General features: G+C 73.5%; 20 protein-coding genes and 2 riboswitches. Of the genes, 11 read left to right on the forward strand and 9 right to left on the reverse strand.

The annotated features are described in order from the left end of the window. Window positions 1-25 precede the first annotated feature (25 nt). Both QMC84_RS10515 and QMC84_RS10520 read right to left on the reverse strand, forming a co-directional pair. Complete coding sequence (locus QMC84_RS10515; RefSeq protein ID WP_300374605.1) at window positions 26-1,618, reverse strand: MFS transporter; 1,593 nt, start codon at window positions 1,616-1,618, stop codon at window positions 26-28. Next, window positions 1,618-2,265: a TetR/AcrR family transcriptional regulator gene (locus QMC84_RS10520; protein ID WP_300374607.1), complete on the reverse strand. Its 648-nt coding sequence runs from the start codon at window positions 2,263-2,265 to the stop codon at window positions 1,618-1,620. Before QMC84_RS10520 ends, QMC84_RS10515 begins: the two co-directional genes overlap by 1 nt. 193 nt (window positions 2,266-2,458) lie before the next feature. On the opposite strand from QMC84_RS10520, the gene ligA reads away from it, so the two are divergent. Together ligA and QMC84_RS10530 are read left to right on the forward strand one after the other, a co-directional pair. Beyond that, window positions 2,459-4,585 carry an NAD-dependent DNA ligase LigA gene (gene ligA, locus QMC84_RS10525; protein WP_300374609.1) on the forward strand — a complete coding sequence of 709 codons (2,127 nt, stop codon included), beginning with the start codon at window positions 2,459-2,461 and terminating at the stop codon, window positions 4,583-4,585. A gap of 132 nt (window positions 4,586-4,717) precedes the next feature. Next, window positions 4,718-5,020: a hypothetical protein gene (locus QMC84_RS10530; RefSeq protein WP_300374611.1), complete on the forward strand. Its 303-nt coding sequence runs from the start codon at window positions 4,718-4,720 to the stop codon at window positions 5,018-5,020. 93 nt (window positions 5,021-5,113) lie between these two features. Here QMC84_RS10530 and QMC84_RS10535 read toward each other — a convergent pair whose 3' ends face one another. Then, window positions 5,114-6,505, reverse strand: a complete 1,392-nt coding sequence (locus tag QMC84_RS10535) for an aminotransferase class V-fold PLP-dependent enzyme (protein WP_300374613.1) — start codon at window positions 6,503-6,505, stop codon at window positions 5,114-5,116. 36 nt (window positions 6,506-6,541) lie between these two features. After that, window positions 6,542-6,655: riboswitch (SAM riboswitch) on the reverse strand. A gap of 58 nt (window positions 6,656-6,713) precedes the next feature. On the opposite strand from QMC84_RS10535, the gene gatC reads away from it, so the two are divergent. The 8 genes from gatC to QMC84_RS10575 all read left to right on the forward strand — a co-directional run bounded on the left by gatC (window position 6,714) and on the right by QMC84_RS10575 (window position 16,588). Further along, complete coding sequence (gatC, locus tag QMC84_RS10540; protein ID WP_300374615.1) at window positions 6,714-7,013, forward strand: Asp-tRNA(Asn)/Glu-tRNA(Gln) amidotransferase subunit GatC; 300 nt, start codon at window positions 6,714-6,716, stop codon at window positions 7,011-7,013. Next, window positions 7,013-8,533 (forward strand): Asp-tRNA(Asn)/Glu-tRNA(Gln) amidotransferase subunit GatA, encoded by a 1,521-nt coding sequence (gene gatA / locus QMC84_RS10545; RefSeq protein WP_300374617.1) that lies wholly within the window; start codon window positions 7,013-7,015, stop codon window positions 8,531-8,533. The genes gatC and gatA overlap by 1 nt, the downstream gene beginning before the upstream one ends. Next, window positions 8,530-10,038, forward strand: a complete 1,509-nt coding sequence (gene gatB, locus QMC84_RS10550; protein ID WP_300374619.1) for an Asp-tRNA(Asn)/Glu-tRNA(Gln) amidotransferase subunit GatB — start codon at window positions 8,530-8,532, stop codon at window positions 10,036-10,038. The genes gatA and gatB overlap by 4 nt, the downstream gene beginning before the upstream one ends. A gap of 266 nt (window positions 10,039-10,304) precedes the next feature. Continuing rightward, a riboswitch (cobalamin riboswitch) is annotated at window positions 10,305-10,441 on the forward strand. Window positions 10,442-10,521: 80 nt separating this feature from the next. Further along, entirely contained in the window at window positions 10,522-12,165 is a 1,644-nt protein-coding gene (locus QMC84_RS10555; protein WP_300374621.1) for a hypothetical protein, read from the forward strand. 1 nt (window position 12,166) lies between these two features. After that, on the forward strand, window positions 12,167-13,060 hold the full coding sequence (locus tag QMC84_RS10560; protein ID WP_300374623.1) for a hypothetical protein: 894 nt from the start codon (window positions 12,167-12,169) through the stop codon (window positions 13,058-13,060). Next, window positions 13,057-14,181 carry an energy-coupling factor transporter transmembrane component T gene (locus tag QMC84_RS10565; RefSeq protein WP_300374625.1) on the forward strand — a complete coding sequence of 375 codons (1,125 nt, stop codon included), beginning with the start codon at window positions 13,057-13,059 and terminating at the stop codon, window positions 14,179-14,181. The genes QMC84_RS10560 and QMC84_RS10565 overlap by 4 nt, the downstream gene beginning before the upstream one ends. Beyond that, complete coding sequence (locus QMC84_RS10570; protein ID WP_300374627.1) at window positions 14,178-15,770, forward strand: ABC transporter ATP-binding protein; 1,593 nt, start codon at window positions 14,178-14,180, stop codon at window positions 15,768-15,770. The genes QMC84_RS10565 and QMC84_RS10570 overlap by 4 nt, the downstream gene beginning before the upstream one ends. Next, a complete protein-coding gene (locus QMC84_RS10575) occupies window positions 15,767-16,588 on the forward strand; it encodes an ECF transporter S component (RefSeq protein ID WP_300374630.1) in 822 nt (273 codons plus the stop codon). Before QMC84_RS10570 ends, QMC84_RS10575 begins: the two co-directional genes overlap by 4 nt. On the opposite strand, the gene QMC84_RS10580 is transcribed toward QMC84_RS10575, so the two are convergent. The 4 genes from QMC84_RS10580 to QMC84_RS10595 form a co-directional block, all read right to left on the reverse strand. Beyond that, window positions 16,575-17,738, reverse strand: a complete 1,164-nt coding sequence (locus tag QMC84_RS10580) for a PQQ-dependent sugar dehydrogenase (RefSeq protein ID WP_300374632.1) — start codon at window positions 17,736-17,738, stop codon at window positions 16,575-16,577. The genes QMC84_RS10575 and QMC84_RS10580 overlap by 14 nt on opposite strands. A 1-nt stretch (window position 17,739) precedes the next feature. Then, window positions 17,740-18,654, reverse strand: a complete 915-nt coding sequence (locus tag QMC84_RS10585) for an alpha/beta hydrolase (RefSeq protein WP_300374634.1) — start codon at window positions 18,652-18,654, stop codon at window positions 17,740-17,742. Between the two features lie 37 nt (window positions 18,655-18,691). After that, window positions 18,692-18,925, reverse strand: a complete 234-nt coding sequence (locus QMC84_RS10590) for a hypothetical protein (RefSeq protein ID WP_300374636.1) — start codon at window positions 18,923-18,925, stop codon at window positions 18,692-18,694. Window positions 18,926-19,044: 119 nt separating this feature from the next. Then, window positions 19,045-19,923, reverse strand: coding sequence for an EamA family transporter (locus QMC84_RS10595; protein WP_300374638.1), 879 nt, complete (start codon window positions 19,921-19,923; stop codon window positions 19,045-19,047). Between the two features lie 77 nt (window positions 19,924-20,000). Between QMC84_RS10595 and QMC84_RS10600 the strand changes: the two genes are divergently transcribed. Then, window positions 20,001-21,089: an exo-alpha-sialidase gene (locus QMC84_RS10600; RefSeq protein WP_300374640.1), complete on the forward strand. Its 1,089-nt coding sequence runs from the start codon at window positions 20,001-20,003 to the stop codon at window positions 21,087-21,089. Window positions 21,090-21,164: 75 nt separating this feature from the next. On the opposite strand, the gene QMC84_RS10605 is transcribed toward QMC84_RS10600, so the two are convergent. Together QMC84_RS10605 and QMC84_RS10610 are read right to left on the reverse strand one after the other, a co-directional pair. Continuing rightward, window positions 21,165-23,744, reverse strand: coding sequence for a glycosyl hydrolase family 65 protein (locus QMC84_RS10605; protein WP_300374642.1), 2,580 nt, complete (start codon window positions 23,742-23,744; stop codon window positions 21,165-21,167). Further along, window positions 23,741-24,481 (reverse strand): beta-phosphoglucomutase family hydrolase, encoded by a 741-nt coding sequence (locus QMC84_RS10610; RefSeq protein WP_300374873.1) that lies wholly within the window; start codon window positions 24,479-24,481, stop codon window positions 23,741-23,743. The genes QMC84_RS10605 and QMC84_RS10610 overlap by 4 nt, the downstream gene beginning before the upstream one ends. Between the last annotated feature and the right edge of the window lie 33 nt (window positions 24,482-24,514).

The raw sequence follows: 24,514 nt of genomic DNA on the forward strand, positions 1-24,514 counted from the left end.
GCCACTCCTTGGGAGAGGGGACGCGTCAGCCCACGTGCACGGGGGCCTCGGGTCCGTCGGTGGCGAGCTCCTGGTGCTTGACGTTGAGGAACGCCCACGTCACCAGGGAGGCCAGCAGCATCAGGCCCGCGCCCAGCAGGAACGCGTCGGTCGCGCCCTCGGTGAAGATCTGGACGCCGGCGACCTGCTGGAGGATCCCCGCCTGGGCCGGGTCGAGCCCGGCGGCCGCCTGCGCGATCTTCGGGAACAGGTCGACCGACCGGTCGTCCATGGTCTGGGTGGCGATGGTGCCCAGCAGCGAGAGGCCGAGCGCACCGCCCACCTGCTGCATCGTGTTCAGCACGCCGGACCCGATCCCCGCGTCCTCGACCCGCAGGTGGTGCACCGCCGTCAGCGTCAGCGGCACGAACACCAGTCCCATGCCGAAGGACATCATCAAGATGAACGGCAGCAGGTCGGTGGCGTAGCTGCCCTGCACGTCGGTCACCGGGAACGACGTGTCGTACGGGAGCCGGGAGAACCCGAGCAGTGCGCCCGCCGACAGCAACGTGCCGACGCCGGCCAGGAACCGCGGGTCCACCCGGTTGATCAGGTTCGAGGAGATGCCGGCGGCGGCCATCAGGCCGAAGACGAACGGCAGGAACGCCACACCGGCCTTGATCGGGCTGTAGCCCATCACGGTCTGGATGTACTGGCTGAGGTAGAAGAACATCGCGAACATGGCCGCCGGCGCGAAGAACATCGCGACGAAGCTGGCCGCCCGGGTGCGGTTCGTGAACACCCGCACCGGGAGCAGCGGGTGCTCCACCCGGCGCTCCAGGGTCAGGAAGATCCCGATCAGCGCGACGCCGGCCACCAGGGTGGCGACCGTGATGCTGTCGCCCCAGCCGTCGGTGCCCGCGCGGCTGATGCCGTAGACGAGGCCGAGCACGCCGAGGGTGCCGGTGACGGCGCCGGGCAGGTCGAGCTCGCCGGGGTGGATCTCGGACTCGGGCAGGAAGCGCGGCGCCAGCATCGCCGTGGCCACGCCGATCGGGGCGTTGATCAGCAGCGTGAGGCGCCAGCCCTCGACGTCCATGCCGAGGAAGCTGTCCATGCCGGTCAGCCAGCCGCCGAGCAGCAGGCCCACGGCCGCGCCGACACCGGACATGGCGGCGTACACGCCGAAGGCGCGGTTGCGTGCCGGGCCGGCCGGGAACGTGGTGGCGATCAGCGCGAGGGCCGCCGGGGAGGCGAGCGCCGCGCCGAGGCCCTGCAGGCCACGGGCGGCCAGCAGCAGCGGCTCGTTGGTGGCGAGGCCGCCGAGCAGGGACGCGATCCCGAAGACGATCAGGCCGAGCATGAAGACCCGGCGCCGACCGTAGAGGTCGCCGAGACGGCCGCCCAGCAGCAGCAGGCTGCCGAAGGCGAGGGCGTAGCCGGTCACCACCCAGCGCAGGTTCGCGTCGGAGATGCCCAGGTCACCCTGGATGTAGGGGAGGGCGATGTTCACGATGGTGCCGTCGAGCACCACCATCAGCTGCGCCACCGAGATGAGCACGAGGGCCCATCCCAGGTGGCGGTTCGTTCCGGGCGGCGCGGTGGTCTCCGCGCTCTCGGTGCTGGTGACTTCGGTCATCAGTCTTCCTGTTCCTTGTGGGAGTCCTTGTGGGACGGGGAGGGGGACGGGTTCGTCGTGGTCGGGGCCGACCCGCAGGCCGCGGCCGGCAGGATGATCTGGTCGATCACCCGGGTGATCAGGTCCGCGTCGGGCTGCTCGCCCATCACGAAGACGCGGTGCAGGACGATGCCGGCCAGGGCCGGCTCGAGGAGCGAGAGGTCGGCGTCGGCGCAGACCTCCCCCCGCTCGCGGGCGCGTCTCCAGATCTCCTGGGAGACCGCGATCTTCGGGCCGACCACCTCGCGGCGGAAGGCCTCGGCGAAGTCGGCGTCACGGGCGATCGCGGTGAGCACGCTCGCGAACGTCGCCACGGTCTGGGGGTCGACGAGACCGCCCATCCCGCAGAAGACGCCCTGCAGGTCGCCGCGCAGGGTCCCCGTGTCGGGGAGCTCGGTCGGGCCCTTGGCGGAGTGCAGCGCCTCGATCACCAGGCTGACCTTGTTGTTCCACCGCCGGTACAGCGTGGCCTTGGACGCCTTCGCCCGAGCGGCGACGGCATCCATCGTGAGCCGGTCGTAGCCGACGTCGGCGAGCACCTCGAGCGTGGCGTCGAGGATCTCCTGCTCGCGGTCGCCCTCGACCCGGGGGCGCTCGATCGGGGTCATCGCGGTCCTTCGGCTGTCGTTCACCTGGATGAAACGAAACGGTTTCGTTCCATCGAACAGCGTAGGTCGGCGTGGCATTCCCTCCAACCCGATATCTCCGAGGATCGCTTCCGCAGGCGGGGAGGTGGTCTGGACCGGAGCGTGGCCTGCGGGGGTGTGCCGTGCCGTCGGCGCCGCGCGGCAGAATGCGACCATGAGCACGCCTCCCGCGGACCCTGACGTCGACGCCGCCCCCGGCGAGGTCGCCTCCGCCCCGTCGCAGGCGCGCGAGGAGCACCGGCGGCTGGCCGAGGACGTCGAGGAGGCCCGCTGGCGGTACTACGTCCTGGACAGCCCGACCATCGACGACGCCGACTTCGACCGGCGGATGCGGCGCCTCGAGGCGCTCGAGGAGGAGTTCCCCGAGCTCCGCACGCCCGACTCGCCGACCCAGAAGGTCGGTGGTGCGGTGGCGACCGAGTTCACGGCCGTCGATCACCTGCGCCGGATGGAGAGCCTCGACAACGCCTTCTCGGTCGAGGAGCTCCATGCCTGGTACGCCCGCCTGTGCCGCGACGGCATCGAGGACCCGGCGCTGCTGTGCGAGCTCAAGGTCGACGGCCTGGCGATCAACCTGCTCTACGAGGACGGTCGCCTGGTGCGGGCGCTGACCCGCGGCGACGGCACCACCGGCGAGGACGTCACCCCGAACGTGAGGACGATCGCCTCGGTCCCGCACCGGCTGACCGGCACCGACGAGTTCCCGGTGCCGGCGCTGATCGAGGTGCGCGGCGAGGTGTTCCTGCCCGTCGAGGCGTTCGAGCGGCTCAACGAGTCGCTGCTCGAGGCGGGCAGGGCGCCGTTCGCCAACCCCCGCAACTCCGCCGCCGGCTCGCTGCGCCAGAAGGACCCCCGGGTCACGGCCTCCCGCGCGCTCGGGATGGTCTGCCACGGGATCGGCGAGCGCCGCGGCTTCGAGCCGACCGCGCAGTCGCACGCCTACGACGCGCTGGCCGCCTGGGGCCTGCCGACCAGCGACCAGGTGCGGGTGGTGCCGACCCTGAAGGACGTCGAGGGCTACATCGACCACGCCGGTGAGCACCGGCACACGCTCGTCCCCTACGAGATCGACGGGGTCGTGGTGAAGGTCGACGACGTGGCGCTCCAGCGTCGCCTGGGCTCGACCAGCCGGGCGCCGCGCTGGGCGATCGCGTTCAAGTACCCGCCCGAGGAGGTCAACGCCAAGCTCCTGGAGATCCGGGTCAACGTCGGCCGCACCGGCCGGGTCACGCCGTACGGCGTGATGGAGCCGACCAAGGTCGCCGGCTCGACCGTGGAGAACGCGACGCTGCACAACTTCTACGAGGTCGAGCGCAAGGACGTCCGCCCCGGTGACACCGTGATCCTGCGCAAGGCCGGCGACGTGATCCCCGAGATCCTCGGCCCGGTCCTGCCCCTGCGTCCCGAGGGGCTCGCGCCCTGGGTCGGGCCGACCGAGTGCCCCGCGTGCGGCACCCCGCTCGTGGAGCAGAAGGAGGGCGACAAGGACCGGCGCTGCCCCAACCACCGGTTCTGTCCCGCCCAGGTGCGGGAGCGGGTCTTCCACGTCGCCGGACGCGGCGCCTTCGACATCGAGGGCATGGGCTACGAGGCCGCGGCGGCGCTGCTCGACGCCGAGGTGATCGCCAACGAGGGTGACGTGTTCGACCTCGACGCCGCCGCGCTCCTCCGCGCGCCGCTGTTCACCCGTGCGCCGAAGAAGGACGAGGGTGACCGGCCCGTTCTCTCCGCCAACGGCCAGCGCCTGCTGGACAACCTCGCGAAGGCCAAGCAGGTCCCGCTGTGGCGGGTGCTCGTCGCCCTCTCGATCCGCCACGTCGGCCCGACCGCGGCTCGGGCGCTGGCGCAGGAGTTCGGATCGATGGCTGCGATCCGCGCCGCCAGCGAGGCCGAGCTCGCCGCCGCCGAGGGCGTGGGCCCGACCATCGCCGAGGCGGTCATCGAGTGGTTCAAGGAGCCGTGGCACGTCGAGATCGTCGACAGATGGGAGCGCGCCGGCGTCACCATGGCCGACGAGCGCGACGAGTCCACGCCGCGCACCCTGGAGGGGCTGACCGTCGTGGTCACCGGCTCCCTGGTCGACTTCAGCCGCGACTCGGCCAAGGAGGCGATCCTGGCCCGCGGCGGCAAGGCCGCGGGCTCGGTGTCGAAGAAGACCGACTACGTCGTGGTCGGCGACAACGCCGGGTCCAAGGCAGACAAGGCCGAGCAGCTCGGCGTCCCCGTCCTCGACGAGGCCGGCTTCAAGGCGCTGCTCGACGGTGGCCCCGACGCCCTGTGACAGACGGCCCTGTGACAGACGGCCGTGTGACAGATGACCCTGGGGTCGGGACGTACGCCTCTCGTGACGTAGGTCTCATCGGCCCATGCTCGGTGCCATCGGATCGTTCGGTCTCAGGCAGGGGAGGTCGTCATGGTGGTGATCGCGTTCATGGTGGTCGGAGGGATCGTGGTGGCGACCATCGCCGCCTTCGCCCTCCTCCGCGGCTTCGGCCTGGAGGTCAGCCGCACCGAGGCCGAGCTGCACGAGCCCGGCTCGCACTCCGAGTCGTTCCCGGTCCCGCCGGGCCGCGACCCGGCCGTGCTGATGGGCATCCTGCGGGGCGCCGGCTTCGTCGCCGTCGAGGAGACGCCGGACCGGCTGCTGGTCGGCTGCCCCCGCCCGGGCGACGCCGAGCGGGCCCGGCACCTGCTCGACCACGCGTACCAGCCCTAGCCGGGGCATCGCCATCGACCGCTCCTCGAGCGGTCGACTGGTAGGACGCCGTGAGGGGGCGATCGGTCGGGTGGCCGACGGCCCGAGCGGAGACTACGCGCAGGCGGCCCCGGCGCCGGTCTCGGTGACCCACGCCGGCAGCGGGCGCGGGTCCGGGCACGGCCGGCCGTCGGCGTCGTACGTCCAGGCCGGTCCGTCCGCGACGAGCTGGGCGATCCCGCCGATCAGGCGGTCGACGTCCGCGGTGGTGGAGCCCAGGCCCAGGCTCGCCCGGACCGCGGTCCGGCCGCCGTTGAGCCGTGCCAGCAGCGGGTGGGCGCAGAACCGTCCGTCGCGGACCCCGACGCCGTGCTCGGCGGAGAGGTACTGGGCGACCAGCTCCGCGGTGTGACCCGGCACCGTGAACGTGACCACGCCGATCGCCTCGACCTCGCCGCGCCACAGCTGCAAGGTGGGCACCTCGAGGAACCCGAGCGCGCAGAGCAGCCGGTCGCGCAGGCGCTCCTCGTGGATCCGGAGCTCGCTGTCGGGGAGGGCGGCGATCGCCTCGCAGGCCGCGGCCAGGGCGACCGCGCCGACCACGTTGGGGGTGCCGGCCTCGTGCCGGGCCGGGGTGTCGGCCCACGACGTCGCGCCCAGGGTGACCGCGCGGACCGCGCCGCCGCCGGCCAGGTACGGCGGGGCCGCGTCGAGCCAGTCGCGGCGGCCGACGAGCACGCCGGCGCCGTACGGCGCGTAGAGCTTGTGCCCGGAGAACGCGAGGTAGTCGATGCCCAGCCGCTCCAGGTGCACCCGGTGGTGGGGGACCAGCTGGGCGCCGTCGACCGCGATCCGCGCGCCGTGGCGGTGGGCGATCTCGACCAGGTCCGCGAGCGGCAGGATCTCACCGGTCACGTTCGAGGCGCCGGTGACGGCGAGCAGCGCGGTGGGCGCGCGGTGCAGCTCGGCCTCGACCGCCGCGAGCGTGCCCGCGACCGACTCCCGGGCGGTGACCGCGCGGGCGCGCCCGCCCAGGCGCTGCCACGGCAGCAGGTTGGCGTGGTGCTCGACGTCGAGGTGGACGACGTCGCCGGGGACGGCGGTGGCGAGCAGGTTCAGCGCGTCGGTGGTGTTGCGGACGATCTGCACGACGTCGTCGTCGCGGGCGCCGACGAACGCGCCGATGGTGCGGCGAGCCGTCTCGTACGCCGCGGTGCTGACCGCCGACGCGTAGCCGGCACCGCGGTGCACGCTGGAGTAGTACGGCAGGAACTCCGCGACGCGGTCGGCCACGGACTGCAGCGCGGGCGCGCTGGCCGCGATGTCGAGGTTCGCGTAGCGGACTGCTCCGCCGGTCACCAGCGGCACCTGCTCGTCGGCCCCGACCAGCGCCGCGAGCGGCCGGCGTCGCGCTGCGCTGCGAGGGTCGGTGCGGGAGCCGGTGCGGCCGGTCGTGGGGTTGTCGGTGCTGGGGTCGTCGGTGCTGGGGTTGTCGATGCTGGGCATGTCGGCACATCCGTCGGGTCAGGGACCCGCTGGGCGAGTCCGCGCTTGCCGGCTGCCCATCGCAGCCGACCGTGTCCTCACCCGGGGCACCCCACCGCGGAGGAGGGTTGCCGACTGGCCAGCCGGGGCTTCGCACCAGTACTCGTGACGAGCCCGAGCCTAGCGGCCGACGACGGCCCGCCGGCGCGTCTCTCCTAGGATGGACACCATGCCTGAGATCACTCGAGACGAGGTCGCGCACCTGGCGAACCTCGCCCGGATCGACCTGTCCGATGCCGAGCTCGACCAGCTCGCGCCGCAGCTGAGCGTCATCCTCGAGTCGGTCGCCTCGATCAGCGGCGTCGCGGGCGACGACGTCCCGCCGACCTCGCACGCGCTGCCGCTGACCAACGTGTTCCGCGAGGACGTCAACACCCCGTGCCTGACCCCGGAGCAGGCCCTCGCCGGCGCGCCGGCCGTCGACCAGCAGCGCTTCTCCGTGCCGCGGATCCTGGGGGAGGAGGCCTGATGTCGATCACCCGCCGTACCGCGGCCGAGATCGCCGACGCGCTCGCCGCCGGTGAGACCACCTCGGTCGAGATCACCCGGGCTCATATCGACCGGATCGCCCAGGTCGACGGCGCCGTGCACGCGTTCCTCCACGTCGACGCCGCGGGGGCGCTCGAGCAGGCCGCCGCGTCCGACGCCCGGCGGGCGGAGGGCAGGACGCTCTCCCCGCTCGACGGCGTCCCGATCGCGGTCAAGGACGTGCTCGCCACCGAGGGCCTGCCGACCACCTGCGGCTCCAAGATCCTCGAGGGCTGGGTCCCGCCGTACGACGCGACCGTGGTGCGCCGGCTCCGTGAGGCCGGGCTGCCGATCCTCGGCAAGACCAACATGGACGAGTTCGCGATGGGCTCCTCGACCGAGCACTCGGCGTACGGCCCCACACACAACCCGTGGGACCTCGACCGGATCCCCGGTGGCTCCGGCGGCGGCTCCGCGGCAGCCGTCGCGGCGTTCGAGGCGCCGCTCGCGCTCGGCACCGACACCGGCGGCTCGATCCGCCAGCCCGGCGCCGTCACCGGCACGGTCGGGCACAAGCCGACGTACGGCGGCGTGTCCCGCTACGGCCTCGTCGCGCTGGCCAACTCGCTCGACCAGGTCGGCCCGGTCACTCGGACCGTCCTCGACTCGGCGCTGCTGCACGAGGTGATCGGCGGCCACGACCCGCTCGACTCCACGAGCGTCGACCAGCCGCTCCCGTCGCTGGTCGAGGCGGCTCGGCGCGGTGCCTCCGGTGACCTCACCGGTCTGCGGGTCGGCGTGATCACCGAGCTCTCGGGAGACGGCTGGCAGCCCGGCGTGATGGCACGGTTCCAGGAGTCGGTCGACCTGCTGGTCAAGGCCGGCGCCGAGGTCGTCGAGGTGTCCTGCCCGACGTTCGTGCACGCCCTGGCGACCTACTACCTGATCCTGCCGGCCGAGGCCTCGAGCAACCTCGCGAAGTTCGACGCGATGCGCTACGGCCTGCGGGTCTGGCCCGAGGGCCGCCCCGACGCGAGCGCCGAGGAGGTGATGCGCGCGACCCGCGACGCCGGATTCGGTGACGAGGTGAAGCGCCGGATCATCCTCGGCACCTACGCGCTGTCCAGCGGCTACTACGACGCGTACTACGGCCAGGCGCAGAAGGTGCGCACGCTGATCTCGCGCGACTTCGACGCGGCGTTCGCGAAGGCCGACGTCCTGGTCTCGCCGACCGCCCCGACGACGGCGTTCCGCCTCGGCGAGAAGCTCGACGACCCGATCGCGATGTACCTCAACGACCTCGCGACGATCCCGGCCAACCTCGCCGGCGTGCCCGGCATCTCGGTGCCCAGCGGCCTCGCCGACGAGGACGGGCTGCCCGCGGGCTTCCAGATCCTGGCGCCGGCGCTGGCCGACGACCGCTGCTACCGGGTCGGCGCCGCCCTCGAGGCGCTGTTGCACGACCAGTGGGGCGGATCCCTGCTCGACAAGGCTCCCGCTCTGGAAGGAGCACGTCCGTGACCGAGACCCTCGTCGCCTTCGACGACGTCCTGGCGTCCTACGACCCGGCGATGGGCCTGGAGGTCCACGTCGAGCTCAACACCAGGTCGAAGATGTTCTGCGGCTGCCCGACGGAGTTCGGCGCCGAGCCGAACACCCAGGTCTGCCCGACCTGCCTGGGCCTGCCCGGCGCGATGCCGGTGGTCAACGGCAAGGCCGTGGAGGCGGCGATCCGGATCGGCCTGGCGCTGAACTGCGAGATCGCGGAGTGGTGCCGGTTCGCGCGGAAGAACTACTTCTACCCGGACATGCCGAAGAACTTCCAGACCTCGCAGTACGACGAGCCCATTGCTTTCGAGGGCTACATGGACGTGACAGTGCCGACCGAGGAGGGCGACGGCGAGACGTTCCGGGTCGAGATCGAGCGCGCCCACATGGAGGAGGACACCGGCAAGTCCCTGCACGTCGGCGGCGCGACCGGTCGCATCCACGGCGCCGACCACTCGCTGGTCGACTACAACCGGGCCGGCATCCCGCTGATCGAGATCGTCACCAAGCCGATCGTCGGGGCGGGGGAGAAGGCGCCGCTGGTGGCCCGTGCGTACGTCGCCCAGCTGCGCGACCTGATCATCGCCCTGGGCGTCTCCGACGCGCGCATGGACCAGGGGTCGATCCGCGCCGATGTGAACCTCTCGCTCTCGCCCAAGGGCTCGGGGACGCTCGGCACCCGCACCGAGACCAAGAACGTCAACTCGCTGCGGTCGGTCGAGCGGGCGGTCCGCTACGAGATGTCCCGCCACGCCGGCGTCCTGGATGCGGGGCGGTCCATCCTCCAGGAGACCCGGCACTGGCACGAGGACACCGGCGTGACCACCAGCGGCCGGGAGAAGTCCGACGCCGAGGACTACCGCTACTTCCCCGAGCCCGACCTGGTGCCGGTCGCACCGACCCGGGCCTGGGTGGAGGAGCTGCGCACGACGCTGCCCGAGAACCCGACCCAGAAGCGCGCCCGGCTGCAGGCCGAGTGGGGGTTCTCCGACCTCGAGATGCGCGACACCGTCGGTGCCGGTGCCCTGCTGATCGTCGAGGAGACGATCTCCGCGGGCGCGTCGCCCCAGGCCGCCCGCAAGTGGTGGCTCGGCGAGATGGCGCGCCGCGCCAACGAGGCCGGCGTCGAGGTCGGCGAGCTCGGCGTCACGCCGGTCGACGTAGCTCGGGTCCAGGTGCTGGTCGACGAGGGCAAGCTCAACGACAAGCTCGCGCGCCAGGTCCTCGACGGTCTGCTCGCGGGCGAGGGCAGCCCCGACGAGATCGTGGCCGCCCGCGGCCTGGCGATCGTCTCCGACGAGGGCGCGCTGTCCGCGGCCGTGGACAACGCGATCGCCGCCAACCCGGACGTGGCCGACAAGATCCGCGACGGCAAGGTCGCCGCCGCCGGCGCCCTGATCGGCGCGGTGATGAAGGAGATGCGCGGCCAGGCCGACGCCGCCCGGGTCCGCGAGCTGATCCTCGAGAAGCTCAACTAGCGCGAGTCGGCGCATCTTGCCCGCTCAGGTGGGTCGAGTCGGCGCGTCTTGCCCGCTCAGGCGGCGCGAGTCGGCGCGTCTTGCCCGCCCGGGTGGCGCGAGTCGGCGCATCTTGCCCGCTCAGGTGGGTCGAGTCGGCGCGTCTTGCCCGCTTCGCCGGCCGTGGTGGTGGAGAGCGTGGGCATGTTGCGCCGAGTCGCCGGTGGGCCCGGAGGGGGCGCTGGACCCCGGATCGGGGTGGGGCCGGAGAGGGATATGCTGCGCTCGCACAACTCCACATATTCATCACGCCCGCAGCGGGGGAAGCCGGTCCGAGTCCGGCGCTGACCCGCAACCGTAGGCCTCCCGACCAGTCAAGGGTCGGGGGCGAGCCGGAGCACCTGATGCGACGCGTCCTGATCACACGCTGTCGAGGAAAGCAGCGGGTGGCCCCCGGGTGATGTACCCGACCGCCTCCCGCCTGCCGCAGCGGGAAGGAACACCATGCAGCACCTCTTGCGTCGGGCGGCTGCCGCCCTGGCGGTCCCGGCACTCTCACTCACCGCGCTGACGGCGCTCTCGTCGCCGGCGCACGCCGCGGCCGACGAAGGCCCGGCGGCCGACGCCGGCACCTGGCTGGTCGGGAAGCTCCAGGCGACCGGCTGGATCGCCCACAACCAGCAGTACGACTTCGACGACTACGGCCTCACCATCGACGCCGGGCTGGCGCTCGACACCGTCGGCGCCCCTGCCTCGGTCGTGGAGAACATCAGCGACGCCGTCGCCGGCCACATCGACGCCTACGTCGCGCCCGGGTACGGGACGAACCTCTCGGCCGGCGGCACCGCCAAGGCGCTGGTCCTCGCCCAGGCGGCGGGCGACGACCCGGCGTCGTACGGCGGCCGGGACCTCGTCACGGACCTCGAGGGCCGGGTGTCGGCCGACGGCGCGAACGCCGGCCGGATCCAGGACGACTGGGACCCGAGCGCGCAGTACGCCGCCGACTACGCGAACGTGCTCGGCCAGGCCTTCGCCGCCGAGGGCCTGGACGCTGCGGGCAGCGCGAAGACCGACGCGGTCACCGACTTCCTGCTCGCCCAGCAGTGCTCCGCGGGCTATTTCCGCCAGGACTTCGCCGCCGTCGGCGCCGCCGACCAGTCGTGCGACGGCGGCGACGGGAAGCCGAGCGTCGACGCCACGGCGCTCGCGATCCAGGCGCTCCAGGGCCAGCTCGACGACACGGACGTGGCCGCGCACGTCGCCGACGCCGTCGCGTGGCTCGTGGCGCGCCAGAAGGCGAACGGTGGCTTCGGCTCGACCGCCGACATCTCGACCGTCAACGCCAACAGCACGGGCGGTGCGGCGAGCGCGCTGCTGGTCTCCGGCGAGAGCGACGCGGCCGCGGAGGCCGCGGCCTGGCTGCGCGCGCACCAGGCGACGAACGTCGCGAACTGCATCTTCTACGACGCCGCCGACGCCGGCGCCGTCCTGTACGACAACGCCGCCCGCAAGGCCGCACAGGGCGGCCCGATGGACGCCGCGCTCGGCGACCAGTCGCTGCGCGCGACCACCCAGGCGCTGACCGGCCTGGTCGCCGCCCAGGCCGGCCCGGGCTCGCCGAACGTCCTCTACGCGCCCGGCTACGTCAAGGCCGGCGGCACCACCGCGGTCGGCGTGAACGACGCGGCGCCCGGTGAGGCTCTCTGCGCGATGCTCGGCGAGCAGTCGGTCATCGGGTGGGCGAACCCGCTCGGCGAGGGTCTGCTGAAGGTCCGGGTCCCCGCGCAGGCCGGCAGGAGCACCGTCACCGTGGCCAACGCCGACGGCGAGATCGGCGACGCCCGGATCCACGCACTGGGCGCGAAGACCCTCAAGGTCGCGCTCCGGAGCAAGCGGGTCGCGACGGGTGACCGGCAGGTGGTCAAGGTCCGCGGCCTCGCCCCCGGCGAGCTGGGCCGGGTCGCGATCGCGTGGCCGTCCGGCAACAACGGCGGGTCCGGCGCGGCGACGGCCGGCCAGGCCAACGACAACGGCGTGCTCCGAGTCGCGTTCCGCGTGCCGCGGAAGCACGTGGGCACCGCGACCGTGAAGGCCCGGGGCCAGTTCAAGAACCGCAACGGCCGCACCTCCTTCACCGTCACCCGCTGACATGGGCGCCCTGTCTCGGGCCGGGGCCCGGATCGGGGCTCGGATCGCCGTCGCGGCCACGCTGGTCGCGGCGGCGTACGCCGGCCTCCCCGCCGCACCGGCGAGCGCGGCCGGCTGCGCCTCCGCGGACGGCGTCACCGTGGTGGTGGACTTCCACGAGCTCGGTGGCGGCGTGCAGACCGCCTGTGTCGCCGACGGCGGCGGGCAGACCGCATCGCAGCTGTTCCCCGCGGCCGGCTTCCCGCTGGACTACGTCCAGCGCCAGCCCGGCTTCGTGTGCCGGGTGTCCGGCAAGCCGGCCGACAACCCGTGCGTGAACACGCCGCCCGCCGATGCCTACTGGGCTCTGTACTGGTCCGACGGCAAGTCGGGACGGTGGAACTACGCCACCAGCGGCGCGGGCGGCCAGCACGTGCCGGACGGCGGGTACGTCGGGTTCTCCTGGCAGGGGAGCGACGACAGTGCACCGCCGGGCGCCAGCCCGGCGCCGCACCCGACCGCCAGCGCCACGCCCACCCAGGGCTCGACCCAAGGACCGGGGCACGCGAGCTCGTCCGGACCGCCACCCTCGGCGCACGCGACGCCATCGGGCCAGGCGGGCGCGTCCACGATGGCCACCACGGAGGCGTCGCCGAGCGCGACGACGTCGGAGCCCGGGAAGCGGAAGCGGAAGCCGGCCGAGTCGCCGTCGGCAACGACGAGCGGGTCGGCGACCGCGGAGGCCCCCGGGTCCCCTAGCGAGTCGCCCGGGCTCACCGCGGCGACCTCGGACCCGGCCGACCCGGGCGACGGCGGACTGCCCACCTGGGTCGCGCCGGCGGTGATCGTGCTGCTCTTCGGAGCGGCCGGCGGCACCGCCCTGGTCCGCCGGCGCAGGGGAGCCGGACAGCCGTGAGCCCGAACGTGCGCCGGCACCGCGACCTGCACCCCGTGGCCTGGTGGCTGTGGGCGGTCGGGCTCGCGGTGTCGGCGTCGTTCACCACCAACCCGCTGGTCCTGCTGCTGCTCGTGGGCGTCGCGGCGATCGCGGTTTCGCTGCGCCGCTCCGACCAGCCGTGGGCCCGCTCGTTCGTGCTCTACGTCTGGCTGGGCATCGCGATCGTGGTGATCCGGGTGGCGTTCCGGGTGGTCTTCGGTGGCTGGGCCAGCGGGACCGTGCTGCTCGACCTGCCCGAGATCCCGCTGCCGGACTGGGTCGCCGGGATCACCCTGCTCGGCCCGGTGCACGCCGACGCGCTGCTCGCCGCGGCGTACGACGGGCTCCGGCTGGCCACCATCGTGATCTGCGTCGGCGCCGCGAACTCGCTGGCCAACCCCAAGCGACTGCTCCGTTCGGTGCCGCCCGCCCTCTACGAGATCGGCACCGCCCTCGTGGTCGCGGTCAGCGTGCTGCCGCAGTTCGCCGACAGCGTCCGCCGGGTGCGCGCCGCCCAGAGCCTGCGCGCGGGGGAGACCGCCCGGATCGCCCGGCTGCGCCGGTTCCTGGTGCCGGTGCTCGAGGACGCCCTCGAGCGGTCGCTCGCGCTCGCCGCGGGCATGGACACCCGCGGCTACGGCCGGGCCACCGGCCTGACCCGAGCCCAACGACGTACCACGGGAGCGCTGATGCTGGTCGGCCTCGGCGGCATCTGCGTGGGCACCTACGCGGTGCTCGACACCACCGCGCCCCGCTACCTGGCGCTGCCGATGCTCGCGCTCGGTGCGCTGACGGCGGGCGCCGGCCTGGTCAGCGCCGGCCGACGGGTCGAGCGCACCCGCTACCGCGCGGACCGGTGGCGCCGGCCCGAGCTGGCCGTCGCCGCCTCCGGCGTCGCCGTCGCTGCCGCCGGGTGGTGGATCGGCCACCACCAGCTCGAGGTCGCCTACCCCGCGCTGGATGCGGTGCCGCCGGTGAGCGCGGCCGCGCTGCTGGCCGCCGCGGTCGCGCTCGGCGGCGCCCTCTGCTCACCACCGCCGGCCCGCCCCGTCGCGTCGGCCCCGGTGCGCCTCGGCGAGCGGCAGGAGGCGGCGGCGTGATCGAGCTGCGCGACATCCGCTTCGCCTACGGCGACGGCCCGCCGGTGCTCGCCGGCGTGGACCTGGACATCGACGAGGGCGAGCTGGTCCTCGTCTCCGGGCCGACCGGCGCCGGCAAGTCGACGCTGCTCGGCGTGGTCACCGGGCTGGTGCCGCGCTTCACCGGCGGCACCCTGAGCGGCGACGTGCTGCTCGACGGCGTGAGCATCGTGCGCACGCCGCCGCGCGAGCGCGCGCACCGGATCGGCTACGTCGGCCAGAACCCGGCCGCGGGATTCGTCACCGACACGGTCGAGGAGGAGCTCGCCTACGGCATGGAGCAGCTCGGGCTGCCGCCCGACACGATGCGCCGCCGGGTGGAGGAGACCCTCGACCTGCTCGGCATCGCGGACCTGCGCGGCCGCGACCTGCGCACCCTCTCCGGCGGCCAGCAGCAGCGGGTCGCGATCGGCTCGGTGCTCACCATGCACCCGCAGCTCCTGGTGCTCGACGAGCCGACCTCGGCGCTCGACCCGACCGCGGCCGAGGAGGTGCTGGCGACCCTCACCCGGCTCGTCCACGACCTCGGCGTCTCGGTGCTGGTGGCCGAGCACCGCCTGGAGCGGGTGGTCCCGTTCGCGGACCGGATGTGCCTGCTCACCGGGGCCGGCCGGGTCCACGTGGGCAAGCCCGGCGAGCTGCTGGTGACCTCGCCGGTGGCGCCGCCGATCGTCGAGCTCGGCCGGGCCGCGGGCTGGCGGCCGTTGCCGCTGAACGTCCGCGACGCGCGCCGCCTGGCCCGCGGCCTGGCCCAGCGGCTCGGCAGTCTGCCGGACGTCGAGGAGCCCGAGGCGGAGCCGGCCGTCGCCGTACGCCGGCTCGCGGTCGTGCACGGCGAGACGGTCGCCGTGCGCGACGTCGACCTCGCGCTCGGCGGCGGCCGGGTCACCGCGCTGATGGGTCGCAACGGGTCCGGGAAGTCCTCGCTGATCTGGGCGCTGCAGGGCAGCGGCCGCCGCTCGGGCGGCCAGGTGAGCATCGACGGCACCGACCCGGCGCGGCTGAGCGCCGCCGGGCGGCGCGAGCTGGTCGGGCTGGTCCCGCAGAACGCCGCCGACCTGCTGTACCTCGAGACGGTCGCCGAGGAGTGTGCCGCCGCCGACGGCGGCACCGGGGTCTGCCGGCAGCTGCTCGAGCGGCTCGTCCCCGGCATCCCCGCGACCCAGCACCCGCGCGACCTCTCCGAGGGCCAGCGACTCGCGCTGGTGCTCGCCATCGTGCTCAGCGCGCGACCCCGGGTGCTGCTGCTCGACGAGCCCACCCGTGGGTTGGACTACGCCGCCAAGCGGGTGCTCGCGCGGGTGCTGCGCGGGCTCGCGGCCGAGGACCGCACGGTCCTGGTCGCCACTCACGACGTCGAGTTCGTCGCGCAGGTGGCCGACGACGTGCTCGTGCTCGCCGAGGGCGAGGTCGTCTCGTCGGGGCCGGTGCGCCGGGTGGTCGCGGAGTCGCCCTCGTTCGCGCCGCAGGTGACCAAGGTGCTCGGCCCACCGTGGCTGCGGGTCGACGAGGTGGTCCGTCGGCTGGCCGAGCAGGCGAGCGCCTCGTGACCGGGCCGGTCGCCGCGCCCGCGGTGCGGATCGCGCCGCGCTCGGGCGCCGTGCTCGCGGTCGCCTCGGTCGCGGGACTGATGATGCTGTGCTGGCCGCTGCTGCTGCGGGTCCCCGAGGGCAGCCGGGTCGACCCGCCGTTCGTGTTCGTCGCGCTGCTGCCCGTGGTGCTCGCGGTGGTGCTCGCCGAGCTCAACGAGGGCGGCCTGGACCCGCGGGTGCTCGCCGTGCTGGGCGTGCTCAGCGCGGTGAACGCCATCCTCCGCGGGATCTCGCCGGGCACCGCCGGCGTTGAGCTGACGTTCTTCCTGCTGATCCTGGCCGGGCGGGTCTTCGGCGCCGGCTTCGGGTTCGTGCTGGGCTGCACGTCGCTGTTCGCCTCGGCGCTGATGACCGCCGGGGTGGGGCCGTGGCTGCCGTACCAGATGCTGTGCGCGGCCTGGGTCGGGATGGGGGCCGGCCTGCTGCCGCGGCGGGTGACCGGCCGGGCCGAGATCGCGATGCTGGCGGCGTACGGCGTGGCCGCGGCGTACCTGTTCGGGCTGTTCATGAACCTGTCCGGCTGGCCGTTCCTGACCGGCATCGAGGTCGCGGGCCACGCCGGCTCGCTGTCCTACGTGGCCGGCGCCCCGGTCCTGGACAACCTGCACCGGTTCGTCGTCTACACGCTGCTGACCTCGACCGGCAGCTGGGACACCGTCCGGGCCGTCACGAACGCGGTCGCGATCGTGGTGCTCGGCCCGGCGGTGCTCACCACGCTGCGCCGCGCGGCCCGGCGGGCGACCGTGACCGGCTCGGTCACCGTCACGGCTCGATGAGCAGGATCCGGTCGTCCTGCGGCCCGGGGTCGCCGCGGCCGTCCCGGTTGCTGGTCGTCACCCACAGCCGGCCCTCCGGGGTGACCACCACGGTGCGCATCCGGCCGTACTCGCCGACGAAGAAGTCGACCGGGTGGCTCGCATGGTCGCCGTGCACGTCGACCCGCCACAGCCGCTCGCCGCGCAGCGACGCGAGCCAGAGCCGCCCGTCGAGCCAGGCCAGGCCGGACGGCGACGCCACGTCGGTCTCCCACACGACCTGCGGGTCCACCAGGCCGTCGCGGCCGCCGCGCCCCTCGACGATCGGCCAGCCGTAGTTGCGGCCCGGCCGGATCAGGTTCAGCTCGTCGTAGGTCTGGTCGCCGAACTCGGAGGCCCACAGCCGGTCGTGGTCGTCGAACGCCAGGCCCTGGACGTTGCGGTGCCCGAAGGACCAGATCGCCGAGCCCGGGAACGGGTTGCCGGGCGCCGGGTCCCCGTCGGTGGTGATCCGCAGGATCTTGCCCGCGAGCGTGCTCCGGTCCTGCGCGAGGTCGCGCTCGCCGGTCTCGCCGGTCGAGGCGTACAGGTAGCCGTCCGGCCCGAACGCCAGCCGCCCGCCGTCGTGGATCCCTCCGACCGGGATCCCGTCCAGGATCACGGTGAGCGGGCCGAGCCTGCCGCGCTCCAGCCGCGCCTTGACGATCCGGTTGTCCGAGGCCGTGCTCAGGTAGAAGAACAGGGTCCGGTCGCGCGCGAAGTCCGGTGACGACGCCACGCCGAGCAGGCCGGCCTCGCCGCCCGTGTCGCCGTTGGACACCGCCGCGTCGATGACGCCGACCTCCCGCACGTCGTACGACGGCGCCTCGAGCAGCAGCACCCGCCGGGTGTCGCGCTCGGTGACGACCGCGTCGCCGCCCGGCAGGAACGCCACGCCCCAGGGCGCGGCGAGCCCGGTCGCGATCGTGCCGACGACCTCGGCGGGGCCGTCGTCGGTCGCCGGGGTGTTGTCGCCGGTCGGCTTGGACGACTCGGTCGTCGGGCCCGACTGCGGGGTCGCGGTCACCGTGTCCCCGGGGTCGGGGTCGCCAGGCTCCTCGTCGCCGCCGCAGGCGGTCAGCAGCGCTGCGGTGAGGGCGGCGGCCCCGGCCAGCGCCGCGGTGCGTCGCATGTCACCCGACCCTACGCAGGAACTCCAGGAGCAGGGCGTGCACGCGGTCGGGGTGCTCCATCTGCACGAAGTGGCTGCCGCGCAGCTCGGTGTAGGTCGCGCCGTCGATCCGGGCTGCCGCGCTGGCGATCGCGTGCGTGCCGGCGAGCAGGTCGAAGGTGCCGGCGACGAACGCTGCCGGCACCCGGATCCCGCTCAGCGGCACCCGCGGGTGCCTGGAGGTGTGCAGGGCGACGTGGAAGTACCACTCGACCGGCGTCTCGAGGAACGACGCGATCGCGCGCCGCGCGAGCTCGGGGTCGGCGACGGGGAACATGAAGCCGCTGTGGCTGAGCACGTCGATCGTGCGCCGGCCCACCGGCAGCCGGGTGGACAGCGGGGTGACCAGGTGCCCGCCGTACTTGAGGACCCGCGAGATGTTGACCGCGAGCGCCTTCGCGGCGAACCGCGGCACCCGCAGCGGGCGCAGCATCGTCGCGAACGTGTCGCCCGGCACCCCCGCGACCGCGAACAGGCCGCTGACCCGCTCGGGGTGGCGCACGGCCAGCTCGTACATCGTGTTCACGCCCATCGACCAGCCGACCAGCACCGCGCGGTCGATGCCGAAGTGGTCCATGACCGAGAGGCCGTCCTCGGCGAACGCCTCGATGCCGACGTGCTCGGGGTCGGCCGGGCGCTCGGACCCGCCGGTCCCGCGATGGTTCCACGAGACGACGCGGACGCCGCAGCCGGCGTCGAGGAACGCGGGCCACGCCCAGGCGCTGGTGCCGAGGCCGTTGCACAGCACGACCGTGGGGCCGGTCATGGTGCCGTCCGGGTCGTTGGTCCAGGCGCGCAGGCGGGTCCCGTCGTCGGAGAGCACCTGGTGGAACGCGAGGGTCGGCCCCGGGACGGCGCTGGCGGGGGTCGCGGACATGGACCCGATTGTGCACCGTCGGGTCCGGGGCGCTCCCTCAGCCGTGGGCGGCGCGGCCCCGGGCCGCGGGCACCGGAGCCTGGTGCCGGGCCGCCAGGAACTCGTCGACCTCGTCGCGCTCCGCGCGCTGCTGGGCGAGCGCGGTGGCGGCGACCATGGCGTTGCGGCGGGCCCGGAGCTGCGACTCCACCGGCCAGCGCCGCGCCTTGCCGATCGCGGGGCCGATCGCGGGGCGGATCGCGGGCTGGAGCAGGTGTGCGGCGATGTTCATGGCGGCTCCCGTGAGGCACTCCCGAGCGGGTGGTTCGCTCGATGCTAGACAGCGGGCGATTCGCCGAGGTCAACGTCGGATGACGGTTGTGTGAACTCGCCGAGGGAATCGCACCGTGATCAGTCGGGTGCCGGCGCGGCGGTCGGTGCGGAGCGGGTGGCGCCGACCGAGGCGACGACCACGCACACCAGGGCGATCCACTGCTCGGCGCTGAGCAGCTCGCCGAGCACCACGATGCCGGCCAGCGCGGCGGCGGCCGGCTCGAGGCTCATCAGCACGGAGAACACCGAGGGCCGCAGCGAGCGGAGCGCGACCAGCTCGCAGCTGTAGGGCACCACGGAGCTGAGCAGGCCGACGGCCGCGCCGAGCACCAGGATCCGGGGGTCGAGCAGGTCCGACCCGCCGACGCCGATCGCGAACGGCGTGAGCAGCGCGGTCGCGACCACCGACGCCAGGGCGAGCCCGTCGAAGCCCGGCCACCGGCGCCCGGTCTGCGCGCTCAGCAGGATGTACGACGCCCACATGGCGCCGGCGAGCAGCGCGAACAGCACGCCCGCGAGGGTCAGGTCGCCGCCACCCAGGCCGAGCAGCGCGACGCCGGTCGCCGCGAGCAGCACCCACACCAGGTCGCGGGCCCGGCGGGACCCGAGCACCGCGAGCGTGAGCGGCCCGACGAACTCCAGGGTCACCGCGACCCCCAGCGGGATCCGCGCGAACGCCTGGTAGATCGCCCAGTTCATCACCCCGAGGCTCGCGCCGAACCCGAGCACCACCAGCCAGTCCGAGCGGGACCGGCCGCGCAGCACCGGCCGCGCCAGCGCGAGCAGCACGATCGCGCTGGTCACCAGCCGCAGCCACACGATCGTCGTGGGCGCGACCTCGTCGAACAGGCTCTTGGCGACCCCGGCGCCGAACTGCACCGAGAGGATGCCGATGAGCACCAGCCAGACGGGAGAGACGGGGGAGACCGGCCCGCGCGATGAGTTCGGGTCGATCACCCGGTCAATCTAGAAGGTTGTCCCCGGGTTGGTGCACCCTGGGCTCACGAGGGGTCGGAACAGGAGAGGAAGTGGACATGGCTGACCGGACGCTGTTGATGGTCGGGACCCGCAAGGGCCTGTGGCTCGGCACCTCGGACGAGGCGCGCACGGACTGGGAGTTCACCGGGCCGCACTGTGACATGGAGGAGGTCTACTCCTGCCTGGTCGACACCCGGTCCGATCCGCCCCGGCTGCTCGCCGGCGCCTCCTCGAGCTGGCTGGGCCCGCAGGTGCGCCGGTCCGACGACCTCGGCGCGAGCTGGCAGGAGACCCCCGGCGGTGCGATCCGCTTCCCCGACGGCAGCGACACGACCGTCGAGCGGGTCTGGCAGCTGGTGCCCGGGCCCGAGGACGGGGTCGTGTACGCCGGCACCGAGCCCGGCGCGGTCTGGCGCTCGACCGACCGCGGCGAGACGTTCGCCCTCGAGCAGGGGCTCTGGGACCACCCCCACCGGCCGCAGTGGAACGCCGGCTTCGGCGGCCAGGCCTTCCACACGGTGCTGCCGCACCCGACCGACCCGCTCTCGGTGACCGCGGCCATCTCCACCGGCGGGGTCTACCAGACCAACGACGGCGGCCGGTCCTGGGAGCCGCGCAACCAGGGCATCCGCGCCGAGTTCCTCCCCGAGGGCCAGCAGTACCCGGAGTTCGGCCAGTGCGTCCACAAGATCACCCGGCACCCCTCGCGCCCGGAGCGGCTGTTCCTCCAGAACCACGGCGGCGTCTACCGCTCGGACGACCACGGTGGCACCTGGACCTACATCGGCGACGGCCTGCCCTCCGACTTCGGGTTCGCGATCGTCGTGCACCCCCACGAGCCGGACACGGTCTTTGTCTTCCCGAACGGCAGCGGCGACGGCCGCTACCCGCCCGGCGGCAAGGCGCGCGTGTGGCGCTCGTCCGATGCCGGCGAGACCTGGGAGGAGCTCGGCGCCGGCCTGCCGGATAGGTTCTACGTCGCGGTGATGCGCGACGCGATGTGCGTCGACGGCCACGACCGCACCGGCCTCTACTTCGGTGCCCGCAACGGCTCGGTGTGGGGCTCGACCGACGAGGGCGGGACCTGGCGCCCGGTGGTCGACAACCTGCCCGACGTGATGGTGGTGCGCGCCGCCGCGATCTGAGCGACGTACCTGACAGAACTGCTGCCGCCCGCGCGGAACTCCGACAGATACGCCAGGTGCGTGGCTGCGCCCGGGTCAGCCCTGGGCTGCGAGCGGCGGGGGCGGGTCGACGTACGCCGGCAGCTCGCCGGTCGCGTCGCTCTCCTCGGGCGGCAGGATCGGGTCGGGGACGCCCGCGGTGATCGTGCTGCCGTCGGCGCGGGTGCCGCCGGTGATCGGGTGCTCGCCGAGCAGCCCGTCGATCCGGTCGCCCTGGTCGGGCAGGTCGACGACCAGCGGGGCGTCCTTGGTCAGGACGTACTCCGTGCCGCGCACCGTCAGCGACACCTCGTCCTCGCCGGCGGCCACGACCGTGAACGTGATCCGCTCCTCGGTGAGCTCGACGAGGAGCCGCGAGCCGTGCCAGCAGATCCGGAACGTCAGCCCCGGCCAGGTGGCCGGCAGGCGCGGGTCGAAGCTGAGCCGACCGCCGTGGTCGCGCATGCCGCCGAACCCGAAGACCAGCGCGGTCCACACGCCGCCGGTCGAGGCGATGTGCAGCCCGTCGAGGGTGTTGCCGTGCAGGTTCGCGAGGTCGACGTAGAGCGACTCGTGGAAGTAGTGCAGCGCCGCCTCGTGGTAGCCGACCTCTGCGGCGATCACCGACTGCACCACCGCCGAGAGCGTCGAGTCGCCGGTGGTGATCGGGTCGTAGTACTCGAAGTCGGCGCGCTTCTCCTCGAGGGTGAAGCGGTCGCCCTGCAGCAGCAGCGCCAGCACGACGTCGGCCTGCTTGAGCACCTGGAACCGGTAGATCACCAGCGGGTGGTAGTGCAGCAGCAGCGGACGCAGCTCGGCCGGGGTGCGCGACAGGTCCCACACCTCGCGGTCGAGGAAGTAGTCGTCCTGCGGGTGGATGCCGAGCCCCTCGTCGTACGGGATCGTCATGCCCTTCGCGCAGGCCCGCCACTCCGCGACCTCGTCGGGGTCCACGCGCAGCCGCGCGACCACGCGCCCGTAGTCGTCGGGGTGGTGCGCGCGGATCCACTCCAGCGACTCCACGGCCTGCTCGAGGTTGAAGCGCGCCATCACGTTCGTGAACAGGTTGTTGTTGACGACGGTCGTGTACTCGTCGGGCCCGGTGACGCCGTGGATGTGGAACGTCGGCCCGCCGTTGCTGCGCCAGAACCCGAGGTCGGCCCACATCCGGGCGGTCTCGACCAGGATGTCGATGCCCTCGCGGATCAGGAAGCCGTGGTCGCCGGTCGCCCGGACGTACTTGACGAGCGCGTAGGCGATGTCCGCGTCGATGTGCACCTGCGCCGACCCGGCGGCGTAGTACGCCGAGGCCTCCTCGCCGTTGATCGTGCGCCACGGGTACATCGCGCCGCTCTGCGCCATCTCGCGGGCCCGCTCCCGGGCCGCCGGCAGCATCACCGAGCGGAAGTGCAGCGCGTTGAGCGCCACCGCGGGCCGGGTGTAGCTGAGGAACGGGATCACGTAGATCTCGGTGTCCCAGAAGTAGTGGCCCTCGTAGCCGGACCCGGTCACGCCCTTGGCCGGTACGCCGAGCCCGTCGATGCGCCCGGTGGCCTGGGCGAGGCCGAACAGGTTGAAGCGGATCGCCTGCTGGACCGCGCGGTGCTCGGGGGTGCTGCCGGCGATCTCGACGTCGGCGGTGTCCCAGAAGTCGGTGAACCAGGCGCGCTGGTCGGCCAGGTAGTACTCCACCCCGTGCCGCCGGGCCCGGTCGAGCGTGCGGTCGCAGCGGTCGGAGAGCTCGCGGACCGGCGCGACCCGGGAGGTGTGGTAGGCGACCGTCTTCTCCAGCCGCATGGTGGTGCCCTGGGTCGCGTCGATCCGGATCACCGTCTTGGCCTGGTCGTCCGTGCACCGCGGCAGCGCCTCGTGCACGTCGGTCGTCCGCAGCACGTGGTCGGCGGCGACCGCGATCGTCATCCCCGAGTGGGCGCACTGGTAGCCCAGGCCCATCCGGTCGTCGGTGGCGTAGCTGGCCCGGGGCAGCAGCACCCGCTCGCCGAACGCCGCCGCGCGGCGTGGGTCGACCACGTCGCCCGGCACCGGGTGCACGGCGCGGTACTCGTCCAGGCCGTCCTGCCGGTTCAGGATCTGCGAGGAGACCACCACGGGCGCGTCGCCGCTGAGCATCTCGACCTCGAGGGTCATCACCGCCAGGTGCCGCTGCGACATCGAGACCATCCGGGTGGAGTCGATGCGGACCCGCTTGCCGGACGGCGTGCGCCAGATCAGGTGCCGCCGCAGGATGCCGTCGCGGAAGTCGAGCCGCCGCTCGTAGTACTCCAGGTCCGCGGTCCCGAACGTGAGCGGCTCGTCGTCGACGTAGATCTTGAGGACCTTGGTGTCCGGCGCGTTCACGATCGTCTGGCCGGTGCGCGCGAAGCCGAACGCCGACTCGGCATGCCGGATCGGCCAGGTCTCGTGGAACCCGTTCACGAAGGTGCCGTGGGCGTACGCCGGGCGGCCCTCCTCGGGGTTGCCGCGCATGCCGAGGTAGCCGTTGCCGACCGCGAACAGCGTCTCGGTCACGCCCAGGTCGTCGGGGCGGTAGCCGGTCTCGACCAGCGCCCACGGATCGGCGGGGAACCGGCCCCGGTCGAGCGGGTCGGGATCCACCCGGCGGTGGTGCGTCGTCACGCGGGGTCACCCGCGCCCGGCACCAGCTCGGCCAGGTCGGACACGACCGTGTCGGCGCCGGCCGCGGCCAGCGTCTCGGGACCGGCGCCCCGGTCGACGCCGATCACCAGCCCGAAGCCCCCGGCTGCACCCGCGCGCACCCCCGACACCGCATCCTCCAGCACCACGGTCCGATCGGCCGCTGCGCCCAGGTCCTGAGCGGCTGCGAGGAAGGTGTCGGGCGCGGGCTTGCCGGGCAAGCCGCGCTCGGTGGCGACGGCGCCGCTCATCACGGTGCGGAACCGGCCGGCGAGGCCGGCCGCCTCCAGGACCGCGGGGGCGTTCGCCGAGGACGACACGACACCGAGGGGCAGGCGGAGCTGCTCGAGGTGGTCCAGCAGCAGCACCGAGCCCGGGTACGCCGCGACCCCGTCGCGCTCGAGCACCACGTTGAACGCGTCGTTCTTGCGGTTGCCGAGCCCGCACACGGTGTCGGCCGACGGCGGGTCGTCCGGGGTCCCCTCGGGCAGCGCGATGCCCCGCGAGGACAGGAAGTCGCGGACCCCGTCGTACCGCGGCTTGCCGTCGACCTGGGCGAAGTAGTCGACCTCGGTGTACGGCGAGGCGTCGCCCGGACCCTCGTAGGCCGCCAGGAACGCGTTGAACATGTCCGACCAGGCGCGCATGTGGACCTCGGCGGTGGGGGTGACCACACCGTCCAGGTCGAAGAGCACTGCGTCGTACCTGCGCCAGCTCACCGAAGTCACCCCGAAAGGCTAGGGCTTCTCGGT

It is taken from the genome of Nocardioides sp. (genome assembly GCF_030019515.1).
In the GTDB taxonomy this organism is placed as follows: domain Bacteria; phylum Actinomycetota; class Actinomycetes; order Propionibacteriales; family Nocardioidaceae; genus Nocardioides.

What these genes read in the sequence shown, in the direction of transcription:
- gatC (WP_300374615.1), top strand. Translation starts at nt 6,714, where the DNA reads ATGCCTGAGATCACTCGAGACGAGGTCGCGCACCTGGCGAACCTCGCC.
- QMC84_RS10530 (WP_300374611.1), top strand. Translation starts at nt 4,718, where the DNA reads ATGGTGGTGATCGCGTTCATGGTGGTCGGAGGGATCGTGGTGGCGACC.
- QMC84_RS10535 (WP_300374613.1), bottom strand. Translation starts at nt 6,505, where the DNA reads ATGCCCAGCATCGACAACCCCAGCACCGACGACCCCAGCACCGACAAC.
- QMC84_RS10560 (WP_300374623.1), top strand. Translation starts at nt 12,167, where the DNA reads ATGGGCGCCCTGTCTCGGGCCGGGGCCCGGATCGGGGCTCGGATCGCC.
- gatA (WP_300374617.1), top strand. Translation starts at nt 7,013, where the DNA reads ATGTCGATCACCCGCCGTACCGCGGCCGAGATCGCCGACGCGCTCGCC.
- ligA (WP_300374609.1), top strand. Translation starts at nt 2,459, where the DNA reads ATGAGCACGCCTCCCGCGGACCCTGACGTCGACGCCGCCCCCGGCGAG.
- QMC84_RS10585 (WP_300374634.1), bottom strand. Translation starts at nt 18,654, where the DNA reads ATGTCCGCGACCCCCGCCAGCGCCGTCCCGGGGCCGACCCTCGCGTTC.
- QMC84_RS10590 (WP_300374636.1), bottom strand. Translation starts at nt 18,925, where the DNA reads ATGAACATCGCCGCACACCTGCTCCAGCCCGCGATCCGCCCCGCGATC.
- QMC84_RS10555 (WP_300374621.1), top strand. Translation starts at nt 10,522, where the DNA reads ATGCAGCACCTCTTGCGTCGGGCGGCTGCCGCCCTGGCGGTCCCGGCA.
- QMC84_RS10600 (WP_300374640.1), top strand. Translation starts at nt 20,001, where the DNA reads ATGGCTGACCGGACGCTGTTGATGGTCGGGACCCGCAAGGGCCTGTGG.
- QMC84_RS10515 (WP_300374605.1), bottom strand. Translation starts at nt 1,618, where the DNA reads ATGACCGAAGTCACCAGCACCGAGAGCGCGGAGACCACCGCGCCGCCC.
- QMC84_RS10580 (WP_300374632.1), bottom strand. Translation starts at nt 17,738, where the DNA reads ATGCGACGCACCGCGGCGCTGGCCGGGGCCGCCGCCCTCACCGCAGCG.
- QMC84_RS10520 (WP_300374607.1), bottom strand. Translation starts at nt 2,265, where the DNA reads ATGACCCCGATCGAGCGCCCCCGGGTCGAGGGCGACCGCGAGCAGGAG.